The sequence below is a fragment of the Lysobacter sp. HA18 genome (assembly GCF_054057595.1).
Genome location: NZ_JBSRZL010000001.1, coordinates 2147717 through 2170417 on the forward strand (window position 1 = coordinate 2147717; position 22701 = coordinate 2170417).

The window sequence follows — 22701 nt, forward strand, 5'->3', positions numbered from 1 at the left end:
GGGTCGCGCGTTGTGACTACGCCGGCATCGCGCTCGCGACGGCGGTCACGCTCGATGACGATGTCGCCGGGCCGGTCACGGAATCGAGGCGCACATCGCCGCGTGCCTGCGCGGAGGCGAGATCGCTGGCGAGCGACGCCATGTCGGCATCCGCGGCGACGTCGAGCACCATCGTCGCGCGATTGCGTCCGCCCGACTTCGACAGATAGAGCGCGAGATCGGCGACGTGCATCGCCTCTTCCCATTCACCGCGCGGCCCGATCGGATGCACGACCGCACCGATCGACACGGTGACATCGACGCGGTGGCCGCCGAGGTCGAACGGTGCCGACGCGATCGCCTGCAACACGCGCGATGCGAGCGCGGCGAGCGCGTCATCGCCGATGCCCGGCAGAAGCAGTGCGAACTCTTCGCCGCCCCAGCGCACCACGGCGTCGTCCTGGCGTACCAGTGTGCGCAGGCGCATGGCGATCTCGATGAGCACACGATCGCCGGCTGCATGGCCCAGCGCATCGTTGACCTTCTTGAAGAAGTCGACGTCGAGCAGCAGCAGGCCGACGGGCATCATCGCGTCGGCGGCGGCGTAGCGCGTCATCAGCGCATGGCACTGGCGACGGTTGGCGACGCCGGTGAGCGGATCGTGCAGCGATTGCTCCGACAGGATGGCGACGTCACCCGACAGGCGCTGGTTGTCGTTGCGCACGCGCTTGGTCAGCCGCACCAGAGGCACCGCAGCGAGCGCCAGCACCAGCGCGAGCGCCGCCCAGAGCCGTTGCTGCCACGTGCGCGCGGCGAGTTCCGCCTGCTTGATCTGGTTCGCAGCGGCGAGGCGATCGATGTCGCGCTGTCGGCTCTGCGCGGCGTAGCGCTCCTGCATTTCCAGCAGTGTCTTGTCACGTTCCTGGCGCGTGAGGTCCGCCTGCAGCGACGCCACCTGCTCCATCGCTTCCAGAGCTTCGCGATAACGGCCCTGCATCTTGAGGATGCCGACCAGCTCTCCATTGATGCCGATGACGTCGCCACGCGCTCCGGTGCGCTCGGCGATCGCGACCGCTTCGTGCACGCGACGCAGGCCGCCCTCGGGGTCGCCGAGATGCGCCATAGCGACGCCTTCGTTCGTCAATGCATACGACAGGCTGCGCGGGTCGTCCGTGTGTCGCGCGAGCGCATCGCCCTTGCGCGCGGCGTCGAGCGCCTTGCCGTAGTCCTTCACGATCAGCCAGTGATCGGCGAGGTTCGACAGGCTGATCGCCTCGAACTCCTCCATGCCTTCCTGGTCGTGCGACAGCGCGATCGCTTCTTCGAGCGCGCGCAGCTGGTCGTCGGTACGACCGCTGCGGCCATACGTGTACGCCATGTTGAGTCGCAGCGACGCCATCGCGAAGCCGAAGCCGATCTCGCGCGCCTGCGCATACGCATGGCGACCGATCGCTTCCGCGCGCGGGTAGTCGGCGAGCGCGGTGCTCATCGACACCATCAATGCCTGGCTCATCAACGCGGCGGCGGTGTCGCCCGCGCGCTCCGCGAGCTCCGACGCACGCAAAGCTTCGGCGACGCCCCCGACGTAATTGCCGCGCAGGTTGTAGAGCCGTGCGCGTGCGTAGTGCAGGCGATACGCGAGGTCGCTTTCGTCCGGCACGCGTGCGTCGAGGCCGCGCAGGTAGCGTTCGGCACCGTCGGTGTCGCGACGCGTCAATGCATCGGAGGCGCGCGCGATTCGCAGTTCGTCCGCGCAACGCGTGCAGCCCTCGGCGCTCATGCGTTCCAGTTCGGCCATCGCTTCGCGCGCCGCGGCGACCATCCGCGGACGACGCGATGTGACCGCGAGATGCATCACCGCCGCGTAGTAGCGCATGCGCGACGCCTGCGCGGACGTCGGCGTCGGGCGATCGTCCGCGGCCTGCAGTTGCTCGATCGCAGCAGCCGCCGACCGGAAGCCGTGGCGGTGCTGCTCGCGCAGGATGTCGTCGACCCGGCCCGTGGCGAACGCCACGGACGGGACGAGGGCGAGCAGCAGTAGAGGGACGACCGGGAATCGCATGTCGTCGCTATCGGCCGGGATAGCCACGCGCTTGAGCGACGCGGCCGTCAGCAGCCGGCTGAACAGGGCGATCGACGTTGCCGCGTGTGGTCCGTAAGCGAGCCCGCGACGTAGCGCTCGCTGGTACCGCTGCAATGGGAGGCGGCTAACTCACGCCGCCGCCGACACCACCCCATCCCCACGCAACGCCGCGCGATAGCGACGACTGCACGGTACCGACGCGCCGTCCTGCATCACGATGCGCGCGTCGCCGGAGTCCACCGGCTCGATGCGTTCGATGCGGTCGAGGTTGACCATGTAGCTGCGGTGCACGCGGCGGAAGGTCGCGGGGTCGAGGCACTCTTCGATCTGCGCCATCGTGCTGCGCAGCGGGTAGTCGCGGCCGCGGACGCGGAGGTTCACGTAGTTGCCGGAGGCCTGCAGCCATTCGATGTCGGCGGCCGGCACCAGGAACTCCTTGCCGAGCTTGCGCACCAGGAAGCGTTCGGGACGGGCGACGGTCTCCGCGGGGGTCGCGTCATCGGGCGTGCCCAGCAGGCTGGCCTCGCCCTGCAGGCGGCGCAGGAAAAGCCGGTAGGCCTCGATCGTCAGCACGATGGTGGCGAAGCCGCGCACGTCCTTCAGGTACTCGTAGCCGCTTTCGACCAGCCAGTTGCCGAAGTCGTAGTGGCCACCGAGCGCGGCGTAGGCGACCTTGCGCAGCGCGACCATGCCGACGATGTGCAGCGCGGACCAGACGAGGCTTGCGACGAAATACTCGCCGAGCCGGCGACGCCAGCTGGCGAACTCCATCGGCCGCCAGCGGGTGAAGGCGACGATGGTCGGGACCAGCAGCAGGATCATGAAGTTGCTGCTGAGCTCCCAGATCACGGGCTCCCAGTCGCGGACGTCGACATGCGCCCGGTGCAGGTCGAGGTTGGACGTGATGCTGTTGGCGACCGCATTGATCACGAACAGGCCGATCCAGAAGCCGTACTCCAGCCACGGCCGCCAGGGTTGGAAACGGGCCCAGTCGGAGTCGGCGGCGGGTCGGGCGGCTTCGTTCATTCGCGCATTGTCACCGTTCGGCCCGCCGGGGCGCGATGCGTCCGTCCCAACGGTCCACCGCTCGTCCCTGCGCGGCGCCGTTGCGTCCCCAAGCGCCTCGCCAAGCACTGTCATGTCGCCAGGGTCGGCCCCACTCCAACCGGACCGCCGACATGACGCGACGCCACCACATCGATGCCCTGCGCGCCCTCGCCTTCGCCCTGCTCATCCCTCTACCACTGGGGGATGCTCTACGTCGGCGACTGGGGCTGGCACATCAAGAGCACCCACACCAGCGAGTGGCTGCAGCTGCCCATGCTGCTGGTCAACCGCTGGCGCATGTCGCTGATCTTCGTGATCTCCGGCGTGTCGTCGGCCTTCCTGCTGGGACGCAACGGCAGTCTGTCCTTCCTCGGCCAGCGCACCTGGCGTCTGCTGCTGCCGCTGGTGTTCGGCATGCTGGTGATCGTGCCGGTGCAGCCCTACGTGCAGGGCATCCAGACCGGCTTCGTGAAGCCGGGCTTCGTCGACTTCCTGCTGCGCTACTACGAGTTCAAACCGTGGCCGGAGGGCGCGTTCGACGGCGACACCAACGGCATCACCTGGAACCACCTCTGGTACCTCGCCTACCTGTGGGCGTTCACCGTCGCGCTGGTGCTGGTGCGACCGCTGCTGGACTCGCGCGCCGGACTGCGCCTGCGTGACGCGGTCACCGGACTTCGAGGCTGGGCATTGCTGCTGATCCCGGCGATTCCGATCGCGATCGAGACCATCGCGCTGCAGGGCCATTTCGAGGACACCGGCGACCTGGTGCACGACGGCTACCGCGACGTCCTCTACTTCACGATGTTCCTCTACGGCTTCTGGCTGGCCCGTGCCGACGGCGTCTGGGACGAACTCGCCCGCCTGCGTCGCCGCTCGCTCACCTGCGCCCTGCTGCTGTTCGTTCCCTACCTGTGGCTCGGCAAGACGCTGCCCGACACCATGGCCGGCGCGCAGGCACTGATCTGGGCGCTGCGCAGCCTCTACATCTGGCTCGCGATCGCCGCGGTACTGGGCTGGTCGAAGGCGTTCCTGGACCGCCCGTTCCCCTGGCTTGGCTGGGCGAACGAAGCGGTCTTCCCTTGGTACGTGCTGCACCAGAGCTTCATCGTGCTGATCGCGTACTGGCTGGTGCCACTGCACCTATCGGCGTGGATCGAGGCACCGGCCGTGCTGGTCGGCACCGTCGGCGGATGCTGGATGGGCTTCGCGATCGTCCGGCGCGTGCCGCTGCTGCGACCGCTGTTCGGGATGAAGCTGCGGCCGCGTGCCGTCGAGACGTCGCGGGCGCTGCGCTCGATCGAACCGGCGAATGACGTCGCCTGAGTCCCACGAAGGAAACGGGCGCCCGGCATCGACCGGGCGCCCGTCGTTTACTTCGACGTCGCGACGCGCACCGGCGTGGTGAACGGCGCGATGCCCAGCGCCTGGTCGATGTCGGCCGGCGAATACGCCGTCGCACCCTTGATCACCAGCGCGACCTTGCGGACGTCGGAAATGTTGTTGAGCGGGTAGCCGTCGAGCAGCACGAGGTCGGACACCTTGCCCGGTGCGATCACGCCACGATCGGTCGCGCGCGCGACGGTCGCCCCATTGAGTGTCGCCACCTGCAGCACCTGCGCGGGCGTCAACCCGGCCTCCACGTAGAGCTCGAGTTCGCGCTGCAGCGTGAAGCCTGGCATCTCGTCGGTGCCGGCGAGGATCGGCACGCCCGCCTTGTACATGCGGCCCACGAACTCGACCATCTTCTTGTACGACTTGTCGAACTGCTGGTACGTCGCGTCATCCGGGATATCCATCTCCGCGGCCATGCGACCGCGCGTGACATCCGGCGGCAGGTGATCGGCGACGGACGCGACGATCGGCGACATCGTGCCGTCGCGCTGGTGCACGAACTCGAACGTCGCCAGCGTCGGATCGCTCGCGATCTTCTTCGCCGCCATCTCGTGGATGAAGTCCTGCACCGGCTTGCTGTCGAAGTCGAGGTCGGCGACCTTGCGCGCCGGCAGGTAGAAACGCTCCAGCGTGCGCGTATCGGTCTTGTCGTCGACAAGGAAGTTCAGCATCAACTGGTTGATGTGCTGGATCTCGTCGAAGCCGTCGTCGATGACGTCCTGCGCGCGCAGGAACGCCGGCACGTGGCCGCTCACCCGCATGCCCTTGCTGTGCGCATACGCGACGGTGTCCTTCAGGATCGCCTTCGGAAACGAGTTGTAGATCTTGATCTGCGGGTAGTCGTGCGCGTGGTACCAGTCGACCGCCTTCTTCGCTTCGTCGAGGTTCTTGATCACGAAGCCGTTGCGCGCGGACATCGGGCTTTCGCCTTCGATGAAACCGGCCGGCGTGATATGCGGCATCAGCAGCGTGCCGGCTTTTTCCTCGGCGATGATCTGCTGCAGCGTGTCGTTGTCGTTGCCCATGTCGCGCACGCTGGTGACGCCCGACGCGATGTTCAGCCCGCCGTCCCAACGGCCGACGTGCGCATGCATGTCCCACAGGCCGGGAATCATCACGCGTCCGCCGCCGTCGATGGTGCGATCGGCCTTCGCGGCCTTCCCGGTCGGCTTCACCGAGACGATCTTGCCGTCGCTGATCAGCACGTCGCTCGCGGCGCCGAGCTTGGCGTGCACGCTGTCGAACACGCGCACGTTGCGGATCAGCGTGCTGCCCGGCAGCGGTTGCGCGAGTTGCTTCTGCATCGCGACCAGCAGTTCGCCTTCGGCCTTCTTCTGGCGTTCCTCGAGTTGCTTGCCCACGCTTTCCCAACCCACCGGCACCATCTGCATGAAGCCCGGTGCGATGAAGCCGAACATCTGTGGCGTCGCGTCGTCGGTGAACCAGCCGAAGTTGGGCGTCAGGCCCTGGCCGGTGAGCGCGAGCAGGCGAACGGTCTTCGTCTCTTTCCCGCTCGACACCTGTTCGCGCGCGAGCTCGCGCATCGTCAGCGTGCCGCCCGGCACCAGCGGCAACTTGCCGTCCGCGCGCTTGGCGAGCGCTGCGACGGTTGCGGCGGCGGACTGCGGCGTACCTGCCAGCGGCGCGTATTCGGCGGTGCCCGTAACGCTGCGATCGCCGTGGTCGGCGGTCGTCTTCCACTGCGCGCGATCGCCGGTACGGCTGTAGGTCTCGTCGAGCTTCGCGCCGAAGGTCGAGGTGCCGGTCACGTGGAATCGGCTGAACGTGCCGTCGGGCGCGAGCTGGTATTCCTCCTGCATCTCCGGCCCGCGGCCGTTGTCCTTGAACACGAACGACGTACGCACGACGCCGTCGTCGCCGGTGGTCACCACCTGCTCGCCGGCCTTCTTTCCGTTGTCGACGAGCACCACCCAGCGCTGTGTCGTGGCGCTCCATGCGGGGACGGCGGGCAGCATGCACATCGCGATCAGAAGGCTTCGGGCCAGCGGCTTCATCGGAGGAACCTCGCGTCGCGCCGGCAGTGGCGCCCGCCGAGCCTAGCGCGACCGTCGCTCGCATACGCCCACCGATGGTCATGACGCGCCGCAAAAAAACATGCCGCCCGGAGGCGGCATGTCTCGAAGCGATGCGGGCGTCGATCAGTGCTTGGGTTCGGAAACCCCGCGAAGCAGTTCGGCGGTCTTGCGATCGCGGCCGCTGAGCGCGATGTCGGCCTGCGCGATCACGCCGCAAAGGCGGCCATCGCCATCGACCACCAGCAGGCGGCGGATCTGGCGCGACTCCATCAGCTCCATCGCGTCGGTCAGGCTGCTGTCGATGGTGACGCTGGTGACCGGGCTGGTCATGCAGTCCTGCGCGGTGCACTGCTGCGGGTCGCGGCCTTCGGCGACGACGCGGAGCGCGATGTCGCGATCGGTCACCGTGCCGACGGCGCGGCCCGAGGCGTCGATCACCGGCACCAGGCCGATGTCGTTCTCGAGCATCAGGCGGGCGACGTCGCGCACCGGCGCTTCGGCCTGGCAGGTGGCGGGATCGGGCGTCATGACGCTGCGGATGTCCATGGATCCTCCTCGGTTCGTGGAAAGCGGGAACGCTGCGGGAACGCGGGTCGGGTGTGCGTGAAACCGACGGGTTCAGGCGATATGCCTTTCGTCATACGCCCGTGAAGCGGCGGTCGGGTACGCTGGGGCATTCACCCGTCGAGGCTCCCCCATGAAGCATCCTCTCGCCCTCGCGCTGGCAATGGCCCTCGCGGCGACGACCGTCCCGGCCGTTTCGCATGCTGCGACCGCCAAGCCCGCCACGTCCAAGTCGACGCAGAAGTCCGCCGTGAATCCCTTCTTCTCCGTAAGCACCCTGCCGCTGCACTACCCGCAGTTCGACAAGATCAAGGATACGGACTTCGCGCCGGCCTTCGATCGCGGCATGGCCGAGCAGCTGAAGGAAGTCGACGCGATCGCCAACAACAAGGCCGCGCCGACCTTCGACAACACCATCGTCGCGATGGAAAAGAGCGGCCAGACCCTGCGCCGCGCCACCACCGTCTTCTACAACCTTGTCGGCGCGGACACCAACCCGGCGCGCGACAAGCTCGACAGCACCTACTCGCCGAAGTTCGCCGCGCATTCGGACGCGATCAACCTCAACCCGAAGCTCTTCGCGCGCATCGAGACGCTGTACAACCAGCGCGATTCGCTGGGCCTCGACGCGGAGAGCAAGCGCCTGGTCGAGAAGTACTACCAGGACTTCGTGCGTTCGGGCGCCAAGCTCAACGACGCGCAGAAGGCGCACCTGAAGTCGATCAACGGCCAGATGGCGAAGCTCGGCACGCAGTTCAGCCAGAACGTGCTGGCCGAGCGTAACGACATGGCGATCATCGTCGACAACAAGGCCGACCTCGCAGGCCTGTCCGACGAGCAGATCGGCGCCGCGTCCAAGGCCGCGACCGATCACAAGATGCCGGGCAAGTACGTCATCGAGCTGGTGAACACCACGATCCAGCCGCCGCTGACCTTCCTCGACAACCGCGCGCTGCGCGAGAAGATCTACAAGGCGTCGATCGCGCGCGGCAGCCGCGGTGGCAAGTTCGACAACACCGGCATCGTGTCGCAGGTCGCCAAGCTGCGCGCCGAGAAGGCCGCGCTGCTCGGCTACCCGACCTACGCCGCCTACGCGCTGGAAGACCAGACCGCGAAGACGCCCGAAGCCGTCAACGCGATGCTGTCCAAGCTCGCACCTCCGGCCGTGGCCAACGCCAAGCGCGAAGCCGCCGACCTGCAGGCAATGATCGATCGCGAGCAGAAGTCCAAGGGCCAGCCGACGTTCAAGCTCGAGCCGTGGGACTGGGCGTACTACGCCGAGAAGGTGCGCCAGGCGAAGTACAACTTCGACGAGTCGCAGCTCAAGCCCTACCTCGAGCTCAACAACGTCCAGCAGAACGGCGTCTTCTACGCGGCCAACCAGCTCTATGGCCTGACGTTCAAGGAGCGCAAGGATCTGCCCGTCTACGAGCCCGACGTGCGCGTGTTCGACGTGTTCGACAAGGACGGCAAGCAGCTCGCGATCTTCATCTCCGACATGTACGCGCGTCCGTCGAAGAACGGCGGCGCGTGGATGAACTCGTACGTCGACCAGTCGGCGCTGACGGGTTACCTGCCCGTCGTCGCGAACCACCTGAACATCCCGAAGCCGACGGCCGGCCAGCCGACGCTGCTGACGTGGGATGAAGTGACCACGATGTTCCACGAGTTCGGCCATGCGCTGCACGGCATGTTCTCGGACGTGAAGTACCCGTACTTCTCGGGCACCAGCGTGCCGCGCGACTTCGTGGAATACCCGTCGCAGGTCAACGAGATGTGGGCCGACTGGCCGGAGATCCTGTCGAACTACGCCAAGCACTACCAGACCGGCGCGCCGATGCCGAAGGCGCTGCTCGACAAGGTGCTCGCCAGCAGCAAGTTCAACCAGGGCTTCACCACGACCGAATACCTCGGCGCTGCGATGCTCGACCAGAACTGGCACCAGCTGCCGGCCGACAAGATCCCCGCCGCGTCCGGCGTAATGGATTTCGAAGCCAAGGCCCTGCACGACGACGGCGTCGACTTCTACGCCGTGCCGCCGCGCTACCGCACGCCGTACTTCAGCCACATCATGGGCGGCTACGCAGCCGGCTACTACGCGTACATCTGGTCGGAAGTGCTCGACGCCGACAGCGTGGAATGGTTCAAGCAGAACGGTGGCCTGAGCCGCAAGAACGGCCAGCATTTCCGCGACACCCTGCTCTCGCACGGCGGTTCGGAAGACGCGATGGTGCTGTTCCGCAACTACACGGGTCGCGACCCGTGGATCGAGCCGCTGCTGAAGCGTCGTGGCCTCGACAGCTCGACCGATGACAGCAAGGCGCCGTCGGCTTCGACGCCTGCGAGCGCGGCGCCGACGAAGAAGTAATCGTCGGCAAGATGAGTAATGAAACCGCCCGGCGAAATCCGGGCGGTTTTTTTTTGCGTGGTTGGTAGATCTTTGGGCGCGGCCAACATACGCGAATTCGCGCTTCGGGAAACGCACCGTAAACGCGAAAGATCACGAACCGACGACACCATCACCCGACGCCATCACCGGCTGGTGCAGCCTTCGCCGGACGCCACGGAGACACGCCATGACACTGCAACGCTCGCGTACCGATGTTCGCCTCGCACGCAACGTGCTCGCGCTGGCTGTGACACTGTGGGCCGCATCCGCGTGTCATCCCGCTGCACCGGCATCCACGTCGACAACGGAACCCGCGGCAAGCTCCGCATCTACCGCGACCGATGCGTCGACCGCAACCGACACGAGCGCGAGCACGTCTCCTTCAGCGACTAACGACACGACGCCCCCTGCAGACGCGACGCCGACCGCACCGCCTGCGGCCACGTCGACGGCCACGCCCGACGCATCGAACGCATCACTCCCCGAACCGAGCACACCGCCTGACGCGGCAAGTCCGCAAGCCGCGGCAACCGTCGTCGAAACCTACTTCGCACTCGTCGACGAAAAGCGCACGCAGGACGCCGATGCGCTGTGGACCGATGCCGGCCACGCCGCCGAATTCCGCGCGAAGCTCGCGAGCCTCGGCACGCCGCATGTCGAAGTCGACGCACCGGGCGGTATGCAAGGCGCAGCGGGCTCCAGCTACGTCACCGTTCCCGTGCGCTTCCAGCCGACGTCCGCGCCCGCCAACTCGCGCCCGCGCAACGGCGAAGTCGTGCTGCGTCGCGTGAACGACGTCCCCGGCTCCACCGAGGCGCAACGCCACTGGCACATCGACCACATCGATGTCGCGATGACGCCGAAGTAGCGTCGGCTAGACGCGCTCAGCGCACGCAATCGATACGACGGGTTGTGGCTGTTCGAGGCACAACCTGGTCGACGTCGGCTGCGCTCAGCGTCGATGCCTGTCGCGAAAATCACCGAAGGCGGCGTACATCACGCATTCGGCCGGTACCGCAACGCATCCAGCACCAGAGAAAACGCGGGCGACGGGTGACGTCGGCTCGGGTAATACAGATGGAAGCCGGGAAACGGCGGGCACCAGTCTTCGAGCACGCGAACGAGCCGCCCTTCCCCGATGTGCGGCGTGAACTCGTCCTCGGGCAGATAGGCGATGCCAAGTCCATCGAGCGCAGCCGCGACGATGTGCGGCGACGTGTTGAAGATGAGCTGCCCTTCGACGCGCACTTCGAGTTCGCGTCCGCGACGTTCGAACTCCCATGCATACAGTCCACCGCTGCCCTGGCGCTGGTTGATGCAGCGATGATGCGTGAGGTCGTCCGGCGTCTTCGGCGGCGGGCGCTTCGCGAAGTATTCGGGTGACGCCGCGGCCGCCATGCGCACCTTTGGTCCGATCGGCACGGCAATCATGTCCTTCTGCACCGCTTCGCCCAGCCGCACGCCTGCGTCGAAGCGGTCGGCGACGATGTCGCGCAGGCCATAACTCACGTCGAACTCGATGTTGATGTCGGGATATTCGACGAGCAACGGCGCGAGCTTCGGCCAGATCGTTGCGCGCAAGACGTGGTCCGCGCAGGTGATACGCACCGTCCCTGCAGGCTTGTCGCGCAGCGCGGTTAGCGCGTCCAGTTCGGCTTCGATCTCGTCGAAGCGATGCGCGATGGCATTGAGCAGCCGTTCGCCGGCTGCAGTCTTCGAAACGCTGCGCGTGGTACGCGTCAGCAGGCGGATGTCGAGCCGATCCTCGAGTGCGCGCACGGTCTGGCTCAGCGCCGACTGGGTTACGCCGAGCACCTTCGCCGCGCGCGTAAAGCTGCCTTCGCGAGCGACGGTGATGAAGGCCAGCAGGTCGTCGAGGTTGCGTCGTGCCATGGCCCAGCCTCCCACACCGATTGATTAGCAGAGCTACTAGGGCATTTAAGCACCAAGTGGCTAATCAAAAGGATGCACGCGCGCCAGACTGGCCGCCACTCCCGCGCTGCGATGGAACCAACGACAGCAGCGCGGAACACTGGAGAGGCCGACACCCATGCCTGTGAATGCCTTCGGCGAGCACGCCGCCGACGCACCCGGCCCGCACGACGCTGACCACCGTCCAGGCCGCGAAGTGAGTTCGGCCGCCCGCCGCATGACACCAAGCCGCTTGCTGCGCCCACTGATGCTCGCAGCCGCACTGCTGCTCAGCTCGCCCATCGCTATCGGAGCCGACATGTCGCACGGAGCCAACAACTTCTATACGAGCGACCAGGTGGTCGTGCAGAAGATCACGTTCAAGAACCAGTACCGCATGACGGTATCGGCCAATCTGTTCACGCCGAAGAACCTGGACCGCAGCCGCAGGAGCGCGGCGATCATCGTCGGGCATCCGATGGGCGCGGTGAAGGAACAGAGCGCGAACCTCTACGCGACGAAGATGGCGGAACAGGGCTTCGTGACGCTGTCGCTTGACCTGTCGTTCTGGGGCGAGAGCGAAGGCGAGCCGCGCAACGCGGTGTCGCCTGACGTCTACGCCGAAGACTTCAGCGCGGCCGTCGATTTCCTCGGGACGCAGGCGTTCGTCGACCGCGAACGCATCGGCGTGATCGGTGTCTGCGGAAGCGGCAGCTTCGTCATAAGCGCTGCGAAGATCGACCCCCGTATCAAGGCGATCGCGACGGTCAGCATGTACGACATGGGCGCGGCCAATCGCAACGGCCTGCGACATTCGCAGACGCTGGAACAGCGCAAGCAGTCGATCGCCGCGGCGGCCGAGCAACGCTATGTCGAATTCAGCGGCGGCGAGACGAAGTACACCAGCGGCAGCGTGCACCGGCTCGATGCCAATACGGATCCCGTCCAGCGCGAGTTCTACGACTTCTATCGCACGCCGCGCGGCGAATACACGCCGCCCAGCTCGTCACCGTTGCTGACGACGCACCCGACGCTGACCAGCAACGTGAAGTTCATGAACTTCTATCCGTTCAACGACATCGACACGATCTCGCCGCGTCCGATGCTCTTCATCACCGGCTCGGAAGCGCACTCGCGCGAATTCAGCGAAGACGCCTATCGCCTGGCAGGCCAGCCCAAGCAGCTCGTTGTGATCCCGGGCGCTGGGCACGTCGATCTCTACGACCGCACTGACCTGATCCCATTCGAGCAGCTGACGACGTTCTTCCGCGCGAACCTCAAATAAGCGCTGAGCGACGGTAGCTCGCTCTCCTTGAGGCGAGACGCTGCGCAACAAAGTCTCCAAGAAGGAACACCATGACTGCAACTTCCATATCGACCGTAACCATGCACCCGGAGCGTGCGGCCTGGGGCGGTGTTTTCGCGCTGGCACTGGGCGCGTTCGCACTCGTGGCGTCCGAGTTCATGCCGGTCAGCCTGTTGACGCCGATCGCGCACGACCTGCACGTCAGCGAAGGACAGGCCGGTCAGGCGATTTCGGTGTCCGGTGCGTTCGCACTGGTCACAAGCCTGGTCATCGCCAAGGCCGCCGGAAAGCTCGATCGCAAACTACTGCTGGCCGGTCTGACGCTTTTGATGATCGCATCCGGGTCGATCGCCGCGTTCGCACCGAACTACACGATCTTCATGATCGGACGCGCGCTGATCGGCGTGGCGATCGGCGGCTTCTGGTCGATGTCGGCCGCTACAGCGATGCGTCTCGTACCCGACGCGCAGGTGCCGCGCGCACTCGCGATCGTCAACGGCGGCAATGCGTTGGCGACGGTCATTGCGGCGCCCGCCGGCAGCTACGTTGCGGCACTAGTCGGTTGGCGATGGGCGTTCTTCAGCGTGGTGCCGGTCGCTGCCATCGCGCTGTGCTGGAAGCTGCTGACGCTTCCGCGCATGCAACCGGAACAACACGCCAGGCAGGCCAGTGTTTTCGGACTGCTGAAGCGCCGGCCCGTCGTGCTCGGCATGGCTGCGGTCAGCCTGTTCTTCATGGGCCAGTTCGCACTGTTCACCTACCTGCGTCCGTTCCTCGAAGCCGTCACGCGTTTGCAGGCGTCGACGCTGTCGCTGCTGCTGCTCGTCATTGGCGTCGCCGGCTTCGTCGGCACCACGTTGATTGGTAGGTTTCTCGACACGCGTATCTACCGCACGCTGACGGTGATTCCGTTGTTGATGGCTGTGATCGCGGTCGCGCTGCCTATCCTCGGCGGTTCGGTAATCGCGACGGCGCTGCTGCTCGCGGTGTGGGGCCTTGTCGGCACCGCGGCGCCGGTCGGTTGGTGGACGTGGCTCGCGCGCACGCTCCCGCGCGATGCAGAAGCCGGTGGCGGGCTGATGGTGGCAGTCGTGCAGCTTGCGATCGGGCTGGGCGCAGGCGTGGGCGGTGTTCTGTTCGACGCCGTCGGCTATCAGGCGACGTTCGGCGCGAGCGCCGCGATCCTGCTGGTCGCTGCAGGGCTCGCGGTACTCGCGGGCCGCGCCGTGTCGACTGCCGGCGTCACGCCGACGATCGCCGCCGCAGGCAATTCAACGCGACGTCCCGTCGTGGTCGATTGATCGCACTCTCAATAAGCACCAAGGAGCCGCACATGAAGATTCATCGCATCGGCGCGCAGCCGTCGAAAGAAGGGCCGGCCGAAACATTCACCGGGCGCGTGCGTCTCGACCAGATGGTGTCGCCCTCCGAGCCCGCTCGCGTGTCCTGCGCATCTGTGACGTTCGAGCCCGGGGCACGCAGCGCATGGCATACGCATCCGCTCGGCCAGATCCTGATCGTCACCGCCGGTTGCGGCTGGACGCAATGCGACGGCGGCTCGATCGAAGTGATCCGCGCGGGCGACGTGATCGTATGCCCGCCAGGACATCGGCATTGGCATGGCGCGACGTCGACGACCGCGATGACGCACATCGCCGTGCAGGAGTCGCTGGATGGCAAGGCGGTCGAATGGATGGAGAAGGTCACCGACGAGGAATATCTCGCCGGCGAACGCATCGGCGTCTGAGCTTGTTTGCGCGCCCTCGCCGACCGGCGCAACGCATCACCACCGGAGGAACGTCCATGTCCGACACCAACAATTCGAAGCCTACGCCGTACGCCGATATCGCACCGCCGCTCGATCACTACACGCGCAGCGTGCTGTTCGGTGATGTCTGGGAGCGCACCGAGCTCAGCAAGCGCGACCGCAGCCTCATCACCGTCGCCGCTCTAGTCGCCGGTTACCGCATGAACGAGCTGCCGTTCCACCTCAAGTTCGCGCAGCAGAACGGCGTGACGCGCGACGAACTCATCGAACTCATCACGCATCTCGCCTTCTACGCGGGATGGCCGACTGCGAATACGGCGGTGGAAGTCGCCCGCAAGGTATTTGCGGAAGGCGATGCGGGTAAGACGTCCGGCTAGTGCGCGCGTCGGCGTTGATCGACGCTCTGGTCGGGCGATGTGATCAACCACGACGGCTCGGACTGACCTGATCATCGTCGACGCGCCAAAACGTCGGTCAACGCCGCGAAGGCTGTTCCGCCACCAACGGTGCCCCACCCGCACCAAGGTGCCGACACAACGCTTCGATCCGCGATGTGCAGTCGGCACGCTCGCGTGCGAACGCCGCAGCATCGATGCCCGATCGCAGCCGATAGCCCGCCGCTTCGAGTCGCGTCATCAATGTTCCAACGTCGTCTGTCGACGCATCGGTGGCTTCCGGCTCGAGACGCACCAGTTCGACGAGCTGCGTGGACAAGCACTCGGCCTGCTGCCGCACGAGCGCACCGAGGCCGCAATGCTCCTGCTCGTCCAGCAGCCGCTCGAAGATGAGCCCGAGGTCCATCACCGCGCCGAGTGACGTCGGCCATGCGGTCGCGACGCTCGGGCTGCGGAAATAGATCAGCCACGGATGCGAGGCATGGCTCTGTAGCACCGCCGCGCACCATTCGCGCGCGTTGCGCAGGATGACCGCCAGCTCGCTGCGGCAGCCGAGTTCCGCGTAGCGCTCGAGCAACGTCAGTGCACATGGCGGCTCGCCCGCCGACGTCGAGATCTTCAGCACGCCGCGGTCGCGCTCGTGCACGGTGGCCTGCACCTCGAGCACGTAGGTGACCGCCATCGTCATGCTGGCCAGGCCGGTCAGCCCGCAGGCCACCGCGACGACGGCAGCAAGTCCATGCGGATGCGACGGGCCGGTTCCGATCGTGGTCAACGCGCTGCCCGCCATGAACAACGCCGCGTCGAATCCCTCCAGCGGCGGCGTGAACTGCGAGCGCGCGCCGTGCGCCATCAGCGCGAATCCCACGATCAGCAGCAGGATCCACACGGCGAACGATGCAATCAGGATCGCCGGCGCGAAGCTGACACCGATCTGCCGACGTGCTCCCCGTGTCCACAGCGGCAGCGTGATCGACACGAGCCGTCGCGATACGCGTAAGGAGTTATGCGCACCGCCGGGTACGACGACAGTTTCGACAAGATCGCGGAACGTCGCGATGACGAGCGCCAGGCCGAGGAGGAACTCGAGGATCTGCATGAGCATGGATGGACGCAGCGCGAGTCCGCAGCGGCAGTGCCCGACGCGCGAGCGGCGTGCCGATCCTTCCGAAGAACGCGTACCCGATGTGTCAACGGCGCTAGCGTGTCGAGGCACCAGGCAAAGGGTATTGGTTCCGACAGACTGGTCAGGCCGGCCGTACGTAACACGACCAGTAAGGAGCGTCGCCGCCTCTGGGGCGGCGACTCTATTGACCCACACTTCCCTTCGCTGGCATCCCTGTGCAGCCGTGCGACTTCATACGAATGGCTGAGCCAAGCGAAATGACGGAGCGGTGTCGGCTTGGATGGATTGCTCGCCCTCATGGGCGACTTGGCGCTGCCTTCATTGTACTCGTCTTGGACAGTGCGATGAGTTCATCGGCTGTCATGCCATTTACGCGATCCTTGATCAATGCAATCGAGGGGCTGCGCAATTCCGGTCGTGACAACATTTCTCGTGCACTGCCGACGCCATCCATGACGGTCAACAGCACGGCGACCTGCAACTCGCGCGCCCTTTCAGGGCTTGCGGCGTCGACCATGTGGTTGAAACTCGCCTTGGCTCTTACGTCCGTGCTTCCATCGATCCGAATCGGATCGGCGGCAAACGCGCTGAACACCGCAAGACACATCATCCCCGTTGCTAGCGACTTCATGCTTCTTTTAAGCATCGACGACTCCATAGGCAGCGTTTAGATCCAACCAGTGCTTGCACCCATCAATTGTCGCAGACGACACGCAATCAATCGCCGCATGCGCAGCACCGCAGTGCATGAATCAGCTGACGCTGCCCGACGGGTACAACATCACCGACACGCCATCGCGCTGCGCCTCATCGAAGGCAGCCCGCATCGGACCACTGTATCGGGACAGGTCGGGCGACGACGGCAGCTGCACGACGTCGAGGAACGTGCACGACTGGAACCCCAGCGCGTTAAGAGCGAGCAGAGCGGCATCTCTCGCGCGCGATGCGTCATCGTTTGCGACCAGGCATGCGCCGTTGACGACCGAACCGTTCGGCACCGCAGTGCAGGTGGGGCCCGCAATCATCGAGAGCTTGAAGACATGCATCGTTGGGGTCCGTACGGGAGCGGAGGATTGGCAGGCGATTGTCGATCACAGCGGCGTTGTTCGGCTACAGGGCGTGCCCGTACGCTCAGTTCGAGCGGCCGTACGCTGCACCACCGAGCTCCGCCGGTCAGCGCCAAAACAAAAACGGGGCCCGAAGGCCCCGTTTCATACGCAACGTTCGAACCGATCAGTGACGATCGTTCGCCGTCGCATCACGTGCCGCGCGGAACTCCGAATCCTGGCTCCAGTTCGGCCAGCGGTCGGAATTGGCGAGGTCGTGACCCAGCGTGTAAAGCATCTGCAGGTCGTGCGCCATGCCGGCGAACGTCCAGCTGGCTTCCCACTGGTCGGCCGGCTGGTGATAACGCTCGGCCGTGTACTTCGCCTGATCGGCTTCAGCCGCTGCAACACCGCCCTGCACCCAGTCGTTACCCGAGCCGTACGAGATCGCCGGCACGCCGCGCTTGGCGAACGGGAAGTGATCGGAGCGGAAGAAGTGGCCGGCTTCCGGATGTGGATCGGCGCTGTAGCTCAGGCCCCACGTCTTCGCCGTCGCCGTGAGTTCGTCGAGCAGGTCGACCTTCGCACTGCCGGACGTCGTGAAGTTCTTCGAAAGGCCGTTCGGATCGAGCGCGTCCATGTTGATGACGCCGACCGTCTTCGACAGCGGGTACAGCGGCTTCGACGCGTAGTACTCCGAACCGAGCAGGCCCTTCTCTTCCGCGGTGACGGCGAGGAATACGACCGAACGGTCGGTAGGCGGCGCCTTCGCGAACGCGCGGCCGAGTTCGAGCAGCGACGCGATGCCGGTCGCGTTGTCGACCGCGCCGTTATAGATGCGATCACCCTTCGCGTCGGGCTGGCCGATGCCGAGGTGATCCCAGTGCGCGCTGTAGATGACGGTTTCGTCCGGGCGCTTCTTGCCCGGCAGGCGGCCGACGACGTTCTGCGACGTGATCACCTGGCTGTCGACGGCGTACTTCGCGGTGAACGACGAACCATTGAGCACCACCGGCTTGAAGTCGCGCGACTGCGCCTGCTTCTTCAGCGTATCGAAGTCCAAGCCCGAACGCTTGAACAGATCGACCGCAGTGTCGCGCTGGATCCACGCCTCGAGCGACGGATGCGATGCCTTCGGGTCGTCACGCACCACGTCGAACATCGTATTGGTGTTCGAGTTCTTGACGGTGTTCCAGCCGTACGACGCCGGGTCCGTCTCGTGCACGATCAGCAGGCCGGCGAGGCCCTGGCGCGCGGCTTCTTCGTACTTGTAGGTCCAACGACCGTAGTAGGTCATCGCCTTGCCGCCGAAGTCGCCCTGCCCCGTTTCGAAGTCCGGGTCGTTGATGAGCACGACACCGACCTTGCCGTGCAGGTCCATGCCCTTGAAGTCGTCCCAGTTACGCTCCGGCGCCTTGACGCCGTAGCCCAGGAACACGAGCGGTGCGTTGTCGATCGACACCGACTTCGAACCATCGAGCGCGGCACGCACGGCGATCTGCTCGCCCTGCGTCAGCGCCTGCGACTTGCCGCCCGAATTCAGCGACAGCTGCGGCGTGCCGGTGATGTTCGCGCGCAGCAGTGGAACCGGCTGCGTCCACGTGTGCTTGCCGGCTTTCATCTCGCCGCCGGGCTGCAGGCCCATGGCCTTCATCTGCGACACGATGTAGTCGACGGTCTTGGTTTCGCCCGGCGTCGCGGGGCCGCGGCCTTCGAATGCATCGGAGGACAACGTACGAACGATCGACGACAGGCGCGTCGCGCTGATGTCGGGGCCCTTCGCGGCCATCGCGGGCTGCAATGCGAGCCCGATGGAAACAGTAAGGAGTGATGCGGCGAGCAATCTGGACAAGGGAACCTCGTTGATGCGATTGGCAACCGGCCGATGGTAGCAAGCGGCCGCGGCGCAACATTGCGCAACGGCCGCTGGAAACGTGAGCCCCAACGCGTTTCGCGTCAGTGCAACGGACGCGGCGGCGGCGGCGGAAGTGCTTCGCCTGATTCGAGCGGAAGCCCGCTGCGCAGGCGGTCGGCATCGGAGGCGATGGGCGCTGCACGACGCGGTGCAGGCGGGCGATTGGGTGTGGCCGAGACGGGCGACATGGCGGGGTCCTTCCTGTGGGGGCGCGCAGTCTGCGCCGCAGGGGTCTCAGACACGGCGACACCATCGTCGCTATCCTGAACGCGCCGCGCCAAGCGGCGGTATGGACTTGAAATGGACCTCGCTCTCTTCGATTTCGACGGCACGATCACCACGCGCGAGACGTATCCGCCGTTCATGCACGCCGTTGTTCCGCGCTGGCGTCTCGCGTTGGGCTACCCGCCGCTCGCACCGATCATCCTCGCGTATCGACGCGGGCTCGTATCGGGCAACACGGCGCGTGCCGCGATTGCACGCATCGGGTTCGCTGGCATGGACGCGGCCGCATACGACGATGCGGGCGTGGCGTTCGCTCGCGACTCCGTGCCTGCATTACTGCGGCCCGAAGCCATGGCGCGCATCGAGCAGCATCGTCGTCGTGGCGACACCGTGGTCGTCGTGTCAGGGAACTTCGATTCGCTACTGAAACCGTGGGCTGCGACGCACGGCCTCCCAGTGCTGTGCTCGACGATGGAACGTCGCAATGGCCGGCTGACCGGCCGCTACCACGGCGAGCAATGCGTGCGACAGGAGAAGGCGCGCCGCGTGCGCGAAGCGTTCGATCTTTCGAAGTTCGAGCGCATCCATGCGTACGGCGACACGATCGAAGACGACGCGATGCTGGCGATGGCCCATCACGCCTACTTCCGGGAGATGCCGGCGGCGACGTTTGCGCCGGAGGCCGCGTAACGCTGCTCGCGCGGCCGAGTTGACCGGCTAGCGACGCGCGGTGGGCTTCGCTCGCTTGGTCACCCGCTTGGTCGCGGCCTTCAACACCTTCTTCGACGCGGCCTTCGCGGTCTTCTTGGCGGCTGTCTTCCTGGCGGCAGCCTTCTTAGTGGCGGCCTTCCTGGCGGCGGCCTTCTTAGTGGCGACCTTCTTAGTGGCTACCTTGTTAGTGGCGGCCTTCTTCGCGGCGACTTTCGAAGCGGTAGTCGCGCGACTCGCTCTCTTCTTCGCCGCGGCTTTCGGCCGTTCGACGCTGCCGGCACCTTTGCGCGCCAGTGATTTTCCGGCGGCCTTCCGCGCCACGCTCTTGGTCGCAGTCTTCGCAACCTTTCCAGCAGCTGCGGACCGGCCTGCCTGCTTTGCTGCTGACTTCGTCACACGCTTGCCTTTGCTCGCGGAAGCTGTGTTTACGTCGCCCGCTTCGCTACGCGAAGGCGCGGACTTGGTCGACCCCGCCTTTTTCGACCCACCCGCCGTATCCAACACCACCCACGTCGGCGCATGATCGCTCGCGCCCGGTCGCCCACGCACCCAGCGGTCGACGTTCGCGTCCTGCAGCATCGGCGCCAGATCCGGGCTCAGCAACAGGTGGTCGATGCGCAGGCCGGCATCGCGTTCCCAGTGCTTCCGGAAGTAATCCCAGAACGTGTAGATCTTCTCGTCGCCATGCACGGCGCGAATCGAATCCGTCCAACCCTGTTCCAGCAGTTCGAACCACGCCTCACGACTCTCGGGCTGCAGCAGCGCGTCGGTCTTCCACGACTTCGCGTTGTAGATGTCGAGCTCGTCGGTCGGCACGACGTTGAAGTCGCCGCAGACGACGGTCGGCGTGCCGCTACGCAGTAACGCCGCGGTCCGACGCTGCAACTCCGCGAACCACTTGAGTTTGTATTCGAACTTCGGCCCCGGCCAAGGATTGCCGTTCGGCAGGTAGAGACAGGCGACGCGCAGGCCGTGCACGTCGGCTTCAAGGTAGCGGCTTTGCGTGCTGTCCGGATCGTCGGGCAGGCCGCGCTGCCGCTCCACCGGCTGCGCGCCGCGCGCAAGGATCGCGACGCCGTTCCACGACTTCTGCCCGTGCCAGATCGCGCCGTATCCGAGATCTTCAATATCAAGCTGCGGGAACGCTTCGTCAGGCGCCTTCAATTCCTGCAGGCACGCGATGTCAGGCTTCTCGCGCTTCAGCCATTCGAGTAGAGCGGCGTGACGCGCACGCACACCGTTGATGTTGAACGTTGCGATCTTCAATCGGGCCATGGAGCGATGCTAGGCACCGCCCGTGCACGACCGGTGAGGTCAGCCCAGCAGGCGCTGCATCAGCCGGAAATACAGCTCCGGCAGTCGCTCCAGATCAGCAACCGACACGTGTTCGTCGACCTTGTGGATGCTCGCGTTCACCGGCCCGATCTCGACGCAGTGCGCGCCAAGCGGCGCGATGAAGCGTGCATCCGACGTACCGCCGCCCGTGCTCTCTTCCGGCGCTGTACCAGCGAACTCGCCGAGCACCTCACGACAAACGCGACGCAGCTCACCATCCGGCGTGTAGAACGGCTCGCCGCTGCGATGCCAGTCGATCGTGTAGTCGCTGCAGTGCCGCGCCATGATCGCGTCGCATTCGGCTTCCAGCCGCGCTGCATCCCAGTGCGGGTTGTAGCGCAGGTTGAACAGCGCCTGGAGCTCGCCGGGAATCACGTTGTTCGCGCCCGTACCCGCGAGGATGTTGCTGATCTGCAGGCTGGTCGGCGGGAACGTCTCGTAGCCGTCGTCCCATTTGCGCGCCGTGAGTTCGGCGAGCGCCGGCATCGCTTCGTGCACCGGATTGCGCGCTTTCTCGGGGTACGCGACATGGCCCTGGATGCCGCGCACTGTAAGCGTCGCCGACAGGCTACCACGACGGCCTACGCGCAGCAGATCCCCGAGCGCCGCTTTCGACGACGGCTCACCCGTGATGCACCAGTCGATACGCTCGCCGCGCTCACGGAATGCATCGGCGACCTTGCGCACGCCATCGAGCGCGACGCCCTCCTCGTCCGACGTCAGCAGCAATGCGACGCGGCCGCGATGTCCCGCGTGCTCGCGCGCGAAACGCTCGAGCGCGACGACGAACGCCGCGACACTGCCTTTCATGTCGGCTGCGCCGCGTCCGTAGAGATTTCCGTCGCGGATATCAGGCTTGAACGGATCGCTGGCCCAATCAGCGACCGGCCCGCTCGGCACCACGTCAGTGTGACCCAACAGCACGAGCGTCGGTCCTTCGCCACCGACATGCACCGCCCACAGGTTGTCGACGTCACCGAAACGCATCGACTCACAGCGGAAACCCGCGACTTCGAGGCGCGCGGCGATCAACGCCTGGCAGCCGGCATCGTCCGGCGTCAGTGAGCGCTGTTCGACTAATGCACGCGTCAGGTCTAGCACGTCGCTCACGATCCGACTCCAAAGCGCTTCTTGAATCCGTTATCGGTGAAACCCTGCGACACAGCACCGTCGTCAGTCACCACGACCGGGCGACGGATCAGCTGCGGATGCTCGCGCAGCAGCAGCTTCCATTCGGCGTCCGAACCCGGCGTTTTGCGCGACGGCGGCAGGTTGCGCCACGTCGTCGACGACCTGTTGACCATCGCGTCCCAGCCGCCCAGCTTGCCCTTCCACTCCACGAGCGTTTCCGGCGACTGCCGCGCGTCACGGTAGTCGACGAAATCGTGCGCGACGTCGAAACGCTTGAGCCAGTTGCGCGCCTTCTTGCACGTATCGCAGTTGGCGAGGCCGTAGAGCGTCGTCGCCATG

General features: G+C 65.9%; 20 protein-coding genes and 1 pseudogene. 8 read left to right on the forward strand and 13 right to left on the reverse strand.

The genetic code is table 11. The features are described from left to right. Window positions 1-16: 16 nt before the first annotated feature. A complete protein-coding gene (locus tag ACVWWW_RS10660; protein ID WP_027083565.1) occupies window positions 17-2041 on the reverse strand; it encodes a diguanylate cyclase domain-containing protein in 2025 nt (674 codons plus the stop codon). A 150-nt stretch (window positions 2042-2191) separates the two neighbouring features. Continuing rightward, window positions 2192-3088, reverse strand: coding sequence for a LytTR family DNA-binding domain-containing protein (locus tag ACVWWW_RS10665; RefSeq protein WP_027083564.1), 897 nt, complete (start codon window positions 3086-3088; stop codon window positions 2192-2194). A 225-nt stretch (window positions 3089-3313) separates the two neighbouring features. Here ACVWWW_RS10665 and ACVWWW_RS10670 point away from each other — a divergent pair, with 225 nt between their 5' ends. After that, window positions 3314-4435, forward strand: a complete 1122-nt coding sequence (locus ACVWWW_RS10670; protein ID WP_456998692.1) for an acyltransferase family protein — start codon at window positions 3314-3316, stop codon at window positions 4433-4435. Between the two features lie 47 nt (window positions 4436-4482). On the opposite strand, the gene ACVWWW_RS10675 is transcribed toward ACVWWW_RS10670, so the two are convergent. Both ACVWWW_RS10675 and ACVWWW_RS10680 read right to left on the reverse strand, forming a co-directional pair. Beyond that, window positions 4483-6519 carry an amidohydrolase family protein gene (locus tag ACVWWW_RS10675; protein WP_036142134.1) on the reverse strand — a complete coding sequence of 679 codons (2037 nt, stop codon included), beginning with the start codon at window positions 6517-6519 and terminating at the stop codon, window positions 4483-4485. Between the two features lie 144 nt (window positions 6520-6663). Then, the gene (locus ACVWWW_RS10680; RefSeq protein ID WP_027083562.1) at window positions 6664-7086 is read right to left on the reverse strand and encodes a CBS domain-containing protein; all 423 of its coding nucleotides are present in this window, start codon (window positions 7084-7086) and stop codon (window positions 6664-6666) included. 181 nt (window positions 7087-7267) lie between these two features. Between ACVWWW_RS10680 and ACVWWW_RS10685 the strand changes: the two genes are divergently transcribed. Continuing rightward, the gene (locus ACVWWW_RS10685) at window positions 7268-9472 is read left to right on the forward strand and encodes a M3 family metallopeptidase (RefSeq protein WP_456998749.1); all 2205 of its coding nucleotides are present in this window, start codon (window positions 7268-7270) and stop codon (window positions 9470-9472) included. Window positions 9473-9680: 208 nt separating this feature from the next. Then, a complete protein-coding gene (locus ACVWWW_RS10690) occupies window positions 9681-10361 on the forward strand; it encodes a hypothetical protein (protein ID WP_051235324.1) in 681 nt (226 codons plus the stop codon). A gap of 128 nt (window positions 10362-10489) precedes the next feature. Here the strand turns inward: ACVWWW_RS10690 and ACVWWW_RS10695 are convergent, their stop codons facing one another. After that, a complete protein-coding gene (locus tag ACVWWW_RS10695; protein WP_027083561.1) occupies window positions 10490-11386 on the reverse strand; it encodes a LysR family transcriptional regulator in 897 nt (298 codons plus the stop codon). A gap of 337 nt (window positions 11387-11723) precedes the next feature. Here ACVWWW_RS10695 and ACVWWW_RS10700 point away from each other — a divergent pair, with 337 nt between their 5' ends. The 4 genes from ACVWWW_RS10700 to ACVWWW_RS10715 all read left to right on the forward strand — a co-directional run bounded on the left by ACVWWW_RS10700 (window position 11724) and on the right by ACVWWW_RS10715 (window position 14855). Further along, window positions 11724-12689 carry an alpha/beta hydrolase gene (locus ACVWWW_RS10700; RefSeq protein WP_456998693.1) on the forward strand — a complete coding sequence of 322 codons (966 nt, stop codon included), beginning with the start codon at window positions 11724-11726 and terminating at the stop codon, window positions 12687-12689. Window positions 12690-12760: 71 nt separating this feature from the next. Next, window positions 12761-14011 (forward strand): MFS transporter, encoded by a 1251-nt coding sequence (locus ACVWWW_RS10705; protein ID WP_051235322.1) that lies wholly within the window; start codon window positions 12761-12763, stop codon window positions 14009-14011. A gap of 32 nt (window positions 14012-14043) precedes the next feature. Continuing rightward, the gene (locus tag ACVWWW_RS10710; protein WP_027083559.1) at window positions 14044-14457 is read left to right on the forward strand and encodes a (R)-mandelonitrile lyase; all 414 of its coding nucleotides are present in this window, start codon (window positions 14044-14046) and stop codon (window positions 14455-14457) included. A gap of 56 nt (window positions 14458-14513) precedes the next feature. Beyond that, entirely contained in the window at window positions 14514-14855 is a 342-nt protein-coding gene (locus ACVWWW_RS10715) for a carboxymuconolactone decarboxylase family protein (RefSeq protein WP_027083558.1), read from the forward strand. A 97-nt stretch (window positions 14856-14952) separates the two neighbouring features. Here ACVWWW_RS10715 and ACVWWW_RS10720 read toward each other — a convergent pair whose 3' ends face one another. The 5 genes from ACVWWW_RS10720 to ACVWWW_RS10740 all read right to left on the reverse strand — a co-directional run bounded on the left by ACVWWW_RS10720 (window position 14953) and on the right by ACVWWW_RS10740 (window position 19148). After that, a complete protein-coding gene (locus ACVWWW_RS10720; protein WP_027083557.1) occupies window positions 14953-15978 on the reverse strand; it encodes an ion channel in 1026 nt (341 codons plus the stop codon). Between the two features lie 316 nt (window positions 15979-16294). Then, window positions 16295-16645, reverse strand: coding sequence for a hypothetical protein (locus ACVWWW_RS10725; protein ID WP_155914372.1), 351 nt, complete (start codon window positions 16643-16645; stop codon window positions 16295-16297). Window positions 16646-16751: 106 nt separating this feature from the next. Continuing rightward, window positions 16752-17045, reverse strand: coding sequence for a hypothetical protein (locus tag ACVWWW_RS10730; RefSeq protein ID WP_027083555.1), 294 nt, complete (start codon window positions 17043-17045; stop codon window positions 16752-16754). A gap of 187 nt (window positions 17046-17232) precedes the next feature. Continuing rightward, on the reverse strand, window positions 17233-18834 hold the full coding sequence (locus ACVWWW_RS10735; RefSeq protein WP_155914425.1) for a M28 family metallopeptidase: 1602 nt from the start codon (window positions 18832-18834) through the stop codon (window positions 17233-17235). 167 nt (window positions 18835-19001) lie between these two features. Continuing rightward, complete coding sequence (locus tag ACVWWW_RS10740; RefSeq protein WP_155914371.1) at window positions 19002-19148, reverse strand: hypothetical protein; 147 nt, start codon at window positions 19146-19148, stop codon at window positions 19002-19004. 112 nt (window positions 19149-19260) lie between these two features. On the opposite strand from ACVWWW_RS10740, the gene ACVWWW_RS10745 reads away from it, so the two are divergent. Next, window positions 19261-19875 (forward strand): HAD-IB family hydrolase, encoded by a 615-nt coding sequence (locus tag ACVWWW_RS10745; RefSeq protein ID WP_051235320.1) that lies wholly within the window; start codon window positions 19261-19263, stop codon window positions 19873-19875. Window positions 19876-20172: 297 nt separating this feature from the next. Here ACVWWW_RS10745 and xth read toward each other — a convergent pair. The 3 genes and pseudogenes from xth to ACVWWW_RS10760 form a co-directional block, all read right to left on the reverse strand. Beyond that, window positions 20173-21171 (reverse strand): annotated as a pseudogene (xth, locus tag ACVWWW_RS10750) (exodeoxyribonuclease III); the annotation flags it as partial. 39 nt (window positions 21172-21210) lie between these two features. After that, window positions 21211-22341 carry a succinyl-diaminopimelate desuccinylase gene (gene dapE, locus ACVWWW_RS10755; RefSeq protein ID WP_027083553.1) on the reverse strand — a complete coding sequence of 377 codons (1131 nt, stop codon included), beginning with the start codon at window positions 22339-22341 and terminating at the stop codon, window positions 21211-21213. Further along, window positions 22338-22700 (reverse strand): Spx/MgsR family RNA polymerase-binding regulatory protein, encoded by a 363-nt coding sequence (locus ACVWWW_RS10760; protein ID WP_027083552.1) that lies wholly within the window; start codon window positions 22698-22700, stop codon window positions 22338-22340. Before ACVWWW_RS10760 ends, dapE begins: the two co-directional genes overlap by 4 nt. Window position 22701 lies beyond the last annotated feature (1 nt).

Coding starts and splice junctions, on each gene's coding strand:
- ACVWWW_RS10660 (WP_027083565.1), bottom strand. CDS start 2,041: ATGCGATTCCCGGTCGTCCCTCTACTGCTGCTCGCCCTCGTCCCGTCC.
- ACVWWW_RS10665 (WP_027083564.1), bottom strand. CDS start 3,088: ATGAACGAAGCCGCCCGACCCGCCGCCGACTCCGACTGGGCCCGTTTC.
- ACVWWW_RS10670 (WP_456998692.1), top strand. CDS start 3,314: ATGCTCTACGTCGGCGACTGGGGCTGGCACATCAAGAGCACCCACACC.
- ACVWWW_RS10675 (WP_036142134.1), bottom strand. CDS start 6,519: ATGAAGCCGCTGGCCCGAAGCCTTCTGATCGCGATGTGCATGCTGCCC.
- ACVWWW_RS10680 (WP_027083562.1), bottom strand. CDS start 7,086: ATGGACATCCGCAGCGTCATGACGCCCGATCCCGCCACCTGCCAGGCC.
- ACVWWW_RS10685 (WP_456998749.1), top strand. CDS start 7,268: ATGGCCCTCGCGGCGACGACCGTCCCGGCCGTTTCGCATGCTGCGACC.
- ACVWWW_RS10690 (WP_051235324.1), top strand. CDS start 9,681: ATGACACTGCAACGCTCGCGTACCGATGTTCGCCTCGCACGCAACGTG.
- ACVWWW_RS10695 (WP_027083561.1), bottom strand. CDS start 11,386: ATGGCACGACGCAACCTCGACGACCTGCTGGCCTTCATCACCGTCGCT.
- ACVWWW_RS10700 (WP_456998693.1), top strand. CDS start 11,724: ATGTCGCACGGAGCCAACAACTTCTATACGAGCGACCAGGTGGTCGTG.
- ACVWWW_RS10705 (WP_051235322.1), top strand. CDS start 12,761: ATGACTGCAACTTCCATATCGACCGTAACCATGCACCCGGAGCGTGCG.
- ACVWWW_RS10710 (WP_027083559.1), top strand. CDS start 14,044: ATGAAGATTCATCGCATCGGCGCGCAGCCGTCGAAAGAAGGGCCGGCC.
- ACVWWW_RS10715 (WP_027083558.1), top strand. CDS start 14,514: ATGTCCGACACCAACAATTCGAAGCCTACGCCGTACGCCGATATCGCA.
- ACVWWW_RS10720 (WP_027083557.1), bottom strand. CDS start 15,978: ATGCTCATGCAGATCCTCGAGTTCCTCCTCGGCCTGGCGCTCGTCATC.
- ACVWWW_RS10725 (WP_155914372.1), bottom strand. CDS start 16,645: ATGCTTAAAAGAAGCATGAAGTCGCTAGCAACGGGGATGATGTGTCTT.
- ACVWWW_RS10730 (WP_027083555.1), bottom strand. CDS start 17,045: ATGCATGTCTTCAAGCTCTCGATGATTGCGGGCCCCACCTGCACTGCG.
- ACVWWW_RS10735 (WP_155914425.1), bottom strand. CDS start 18,834: ATGGCCGCGAAGGGCCCCGACATCAGCGCGACGCGCCTGTCGTCGATC.
- ACVWWW_RS10740 (WP_155914371.1), bottom strand. CDS start 19,148: ATGTCGCCCGTCTCGGCCACACCCAATCGCCCGCCTGCACCGCGTCGT.
- ACVWWW_RS10745 (WP_051235320.1), top strand. CDS start 19,261: ATGGACCTCGCTCTCTTCGATTTCGACGGCACGATCACCACGCGCGAG.
- ACVWWW_RS10760 (WP_027083552.1), bottom strand. CDS start 22,700: ATGGCGACGACGCTCTACGGCCTCGCCAACTGCGATACGTGCAAGAAG.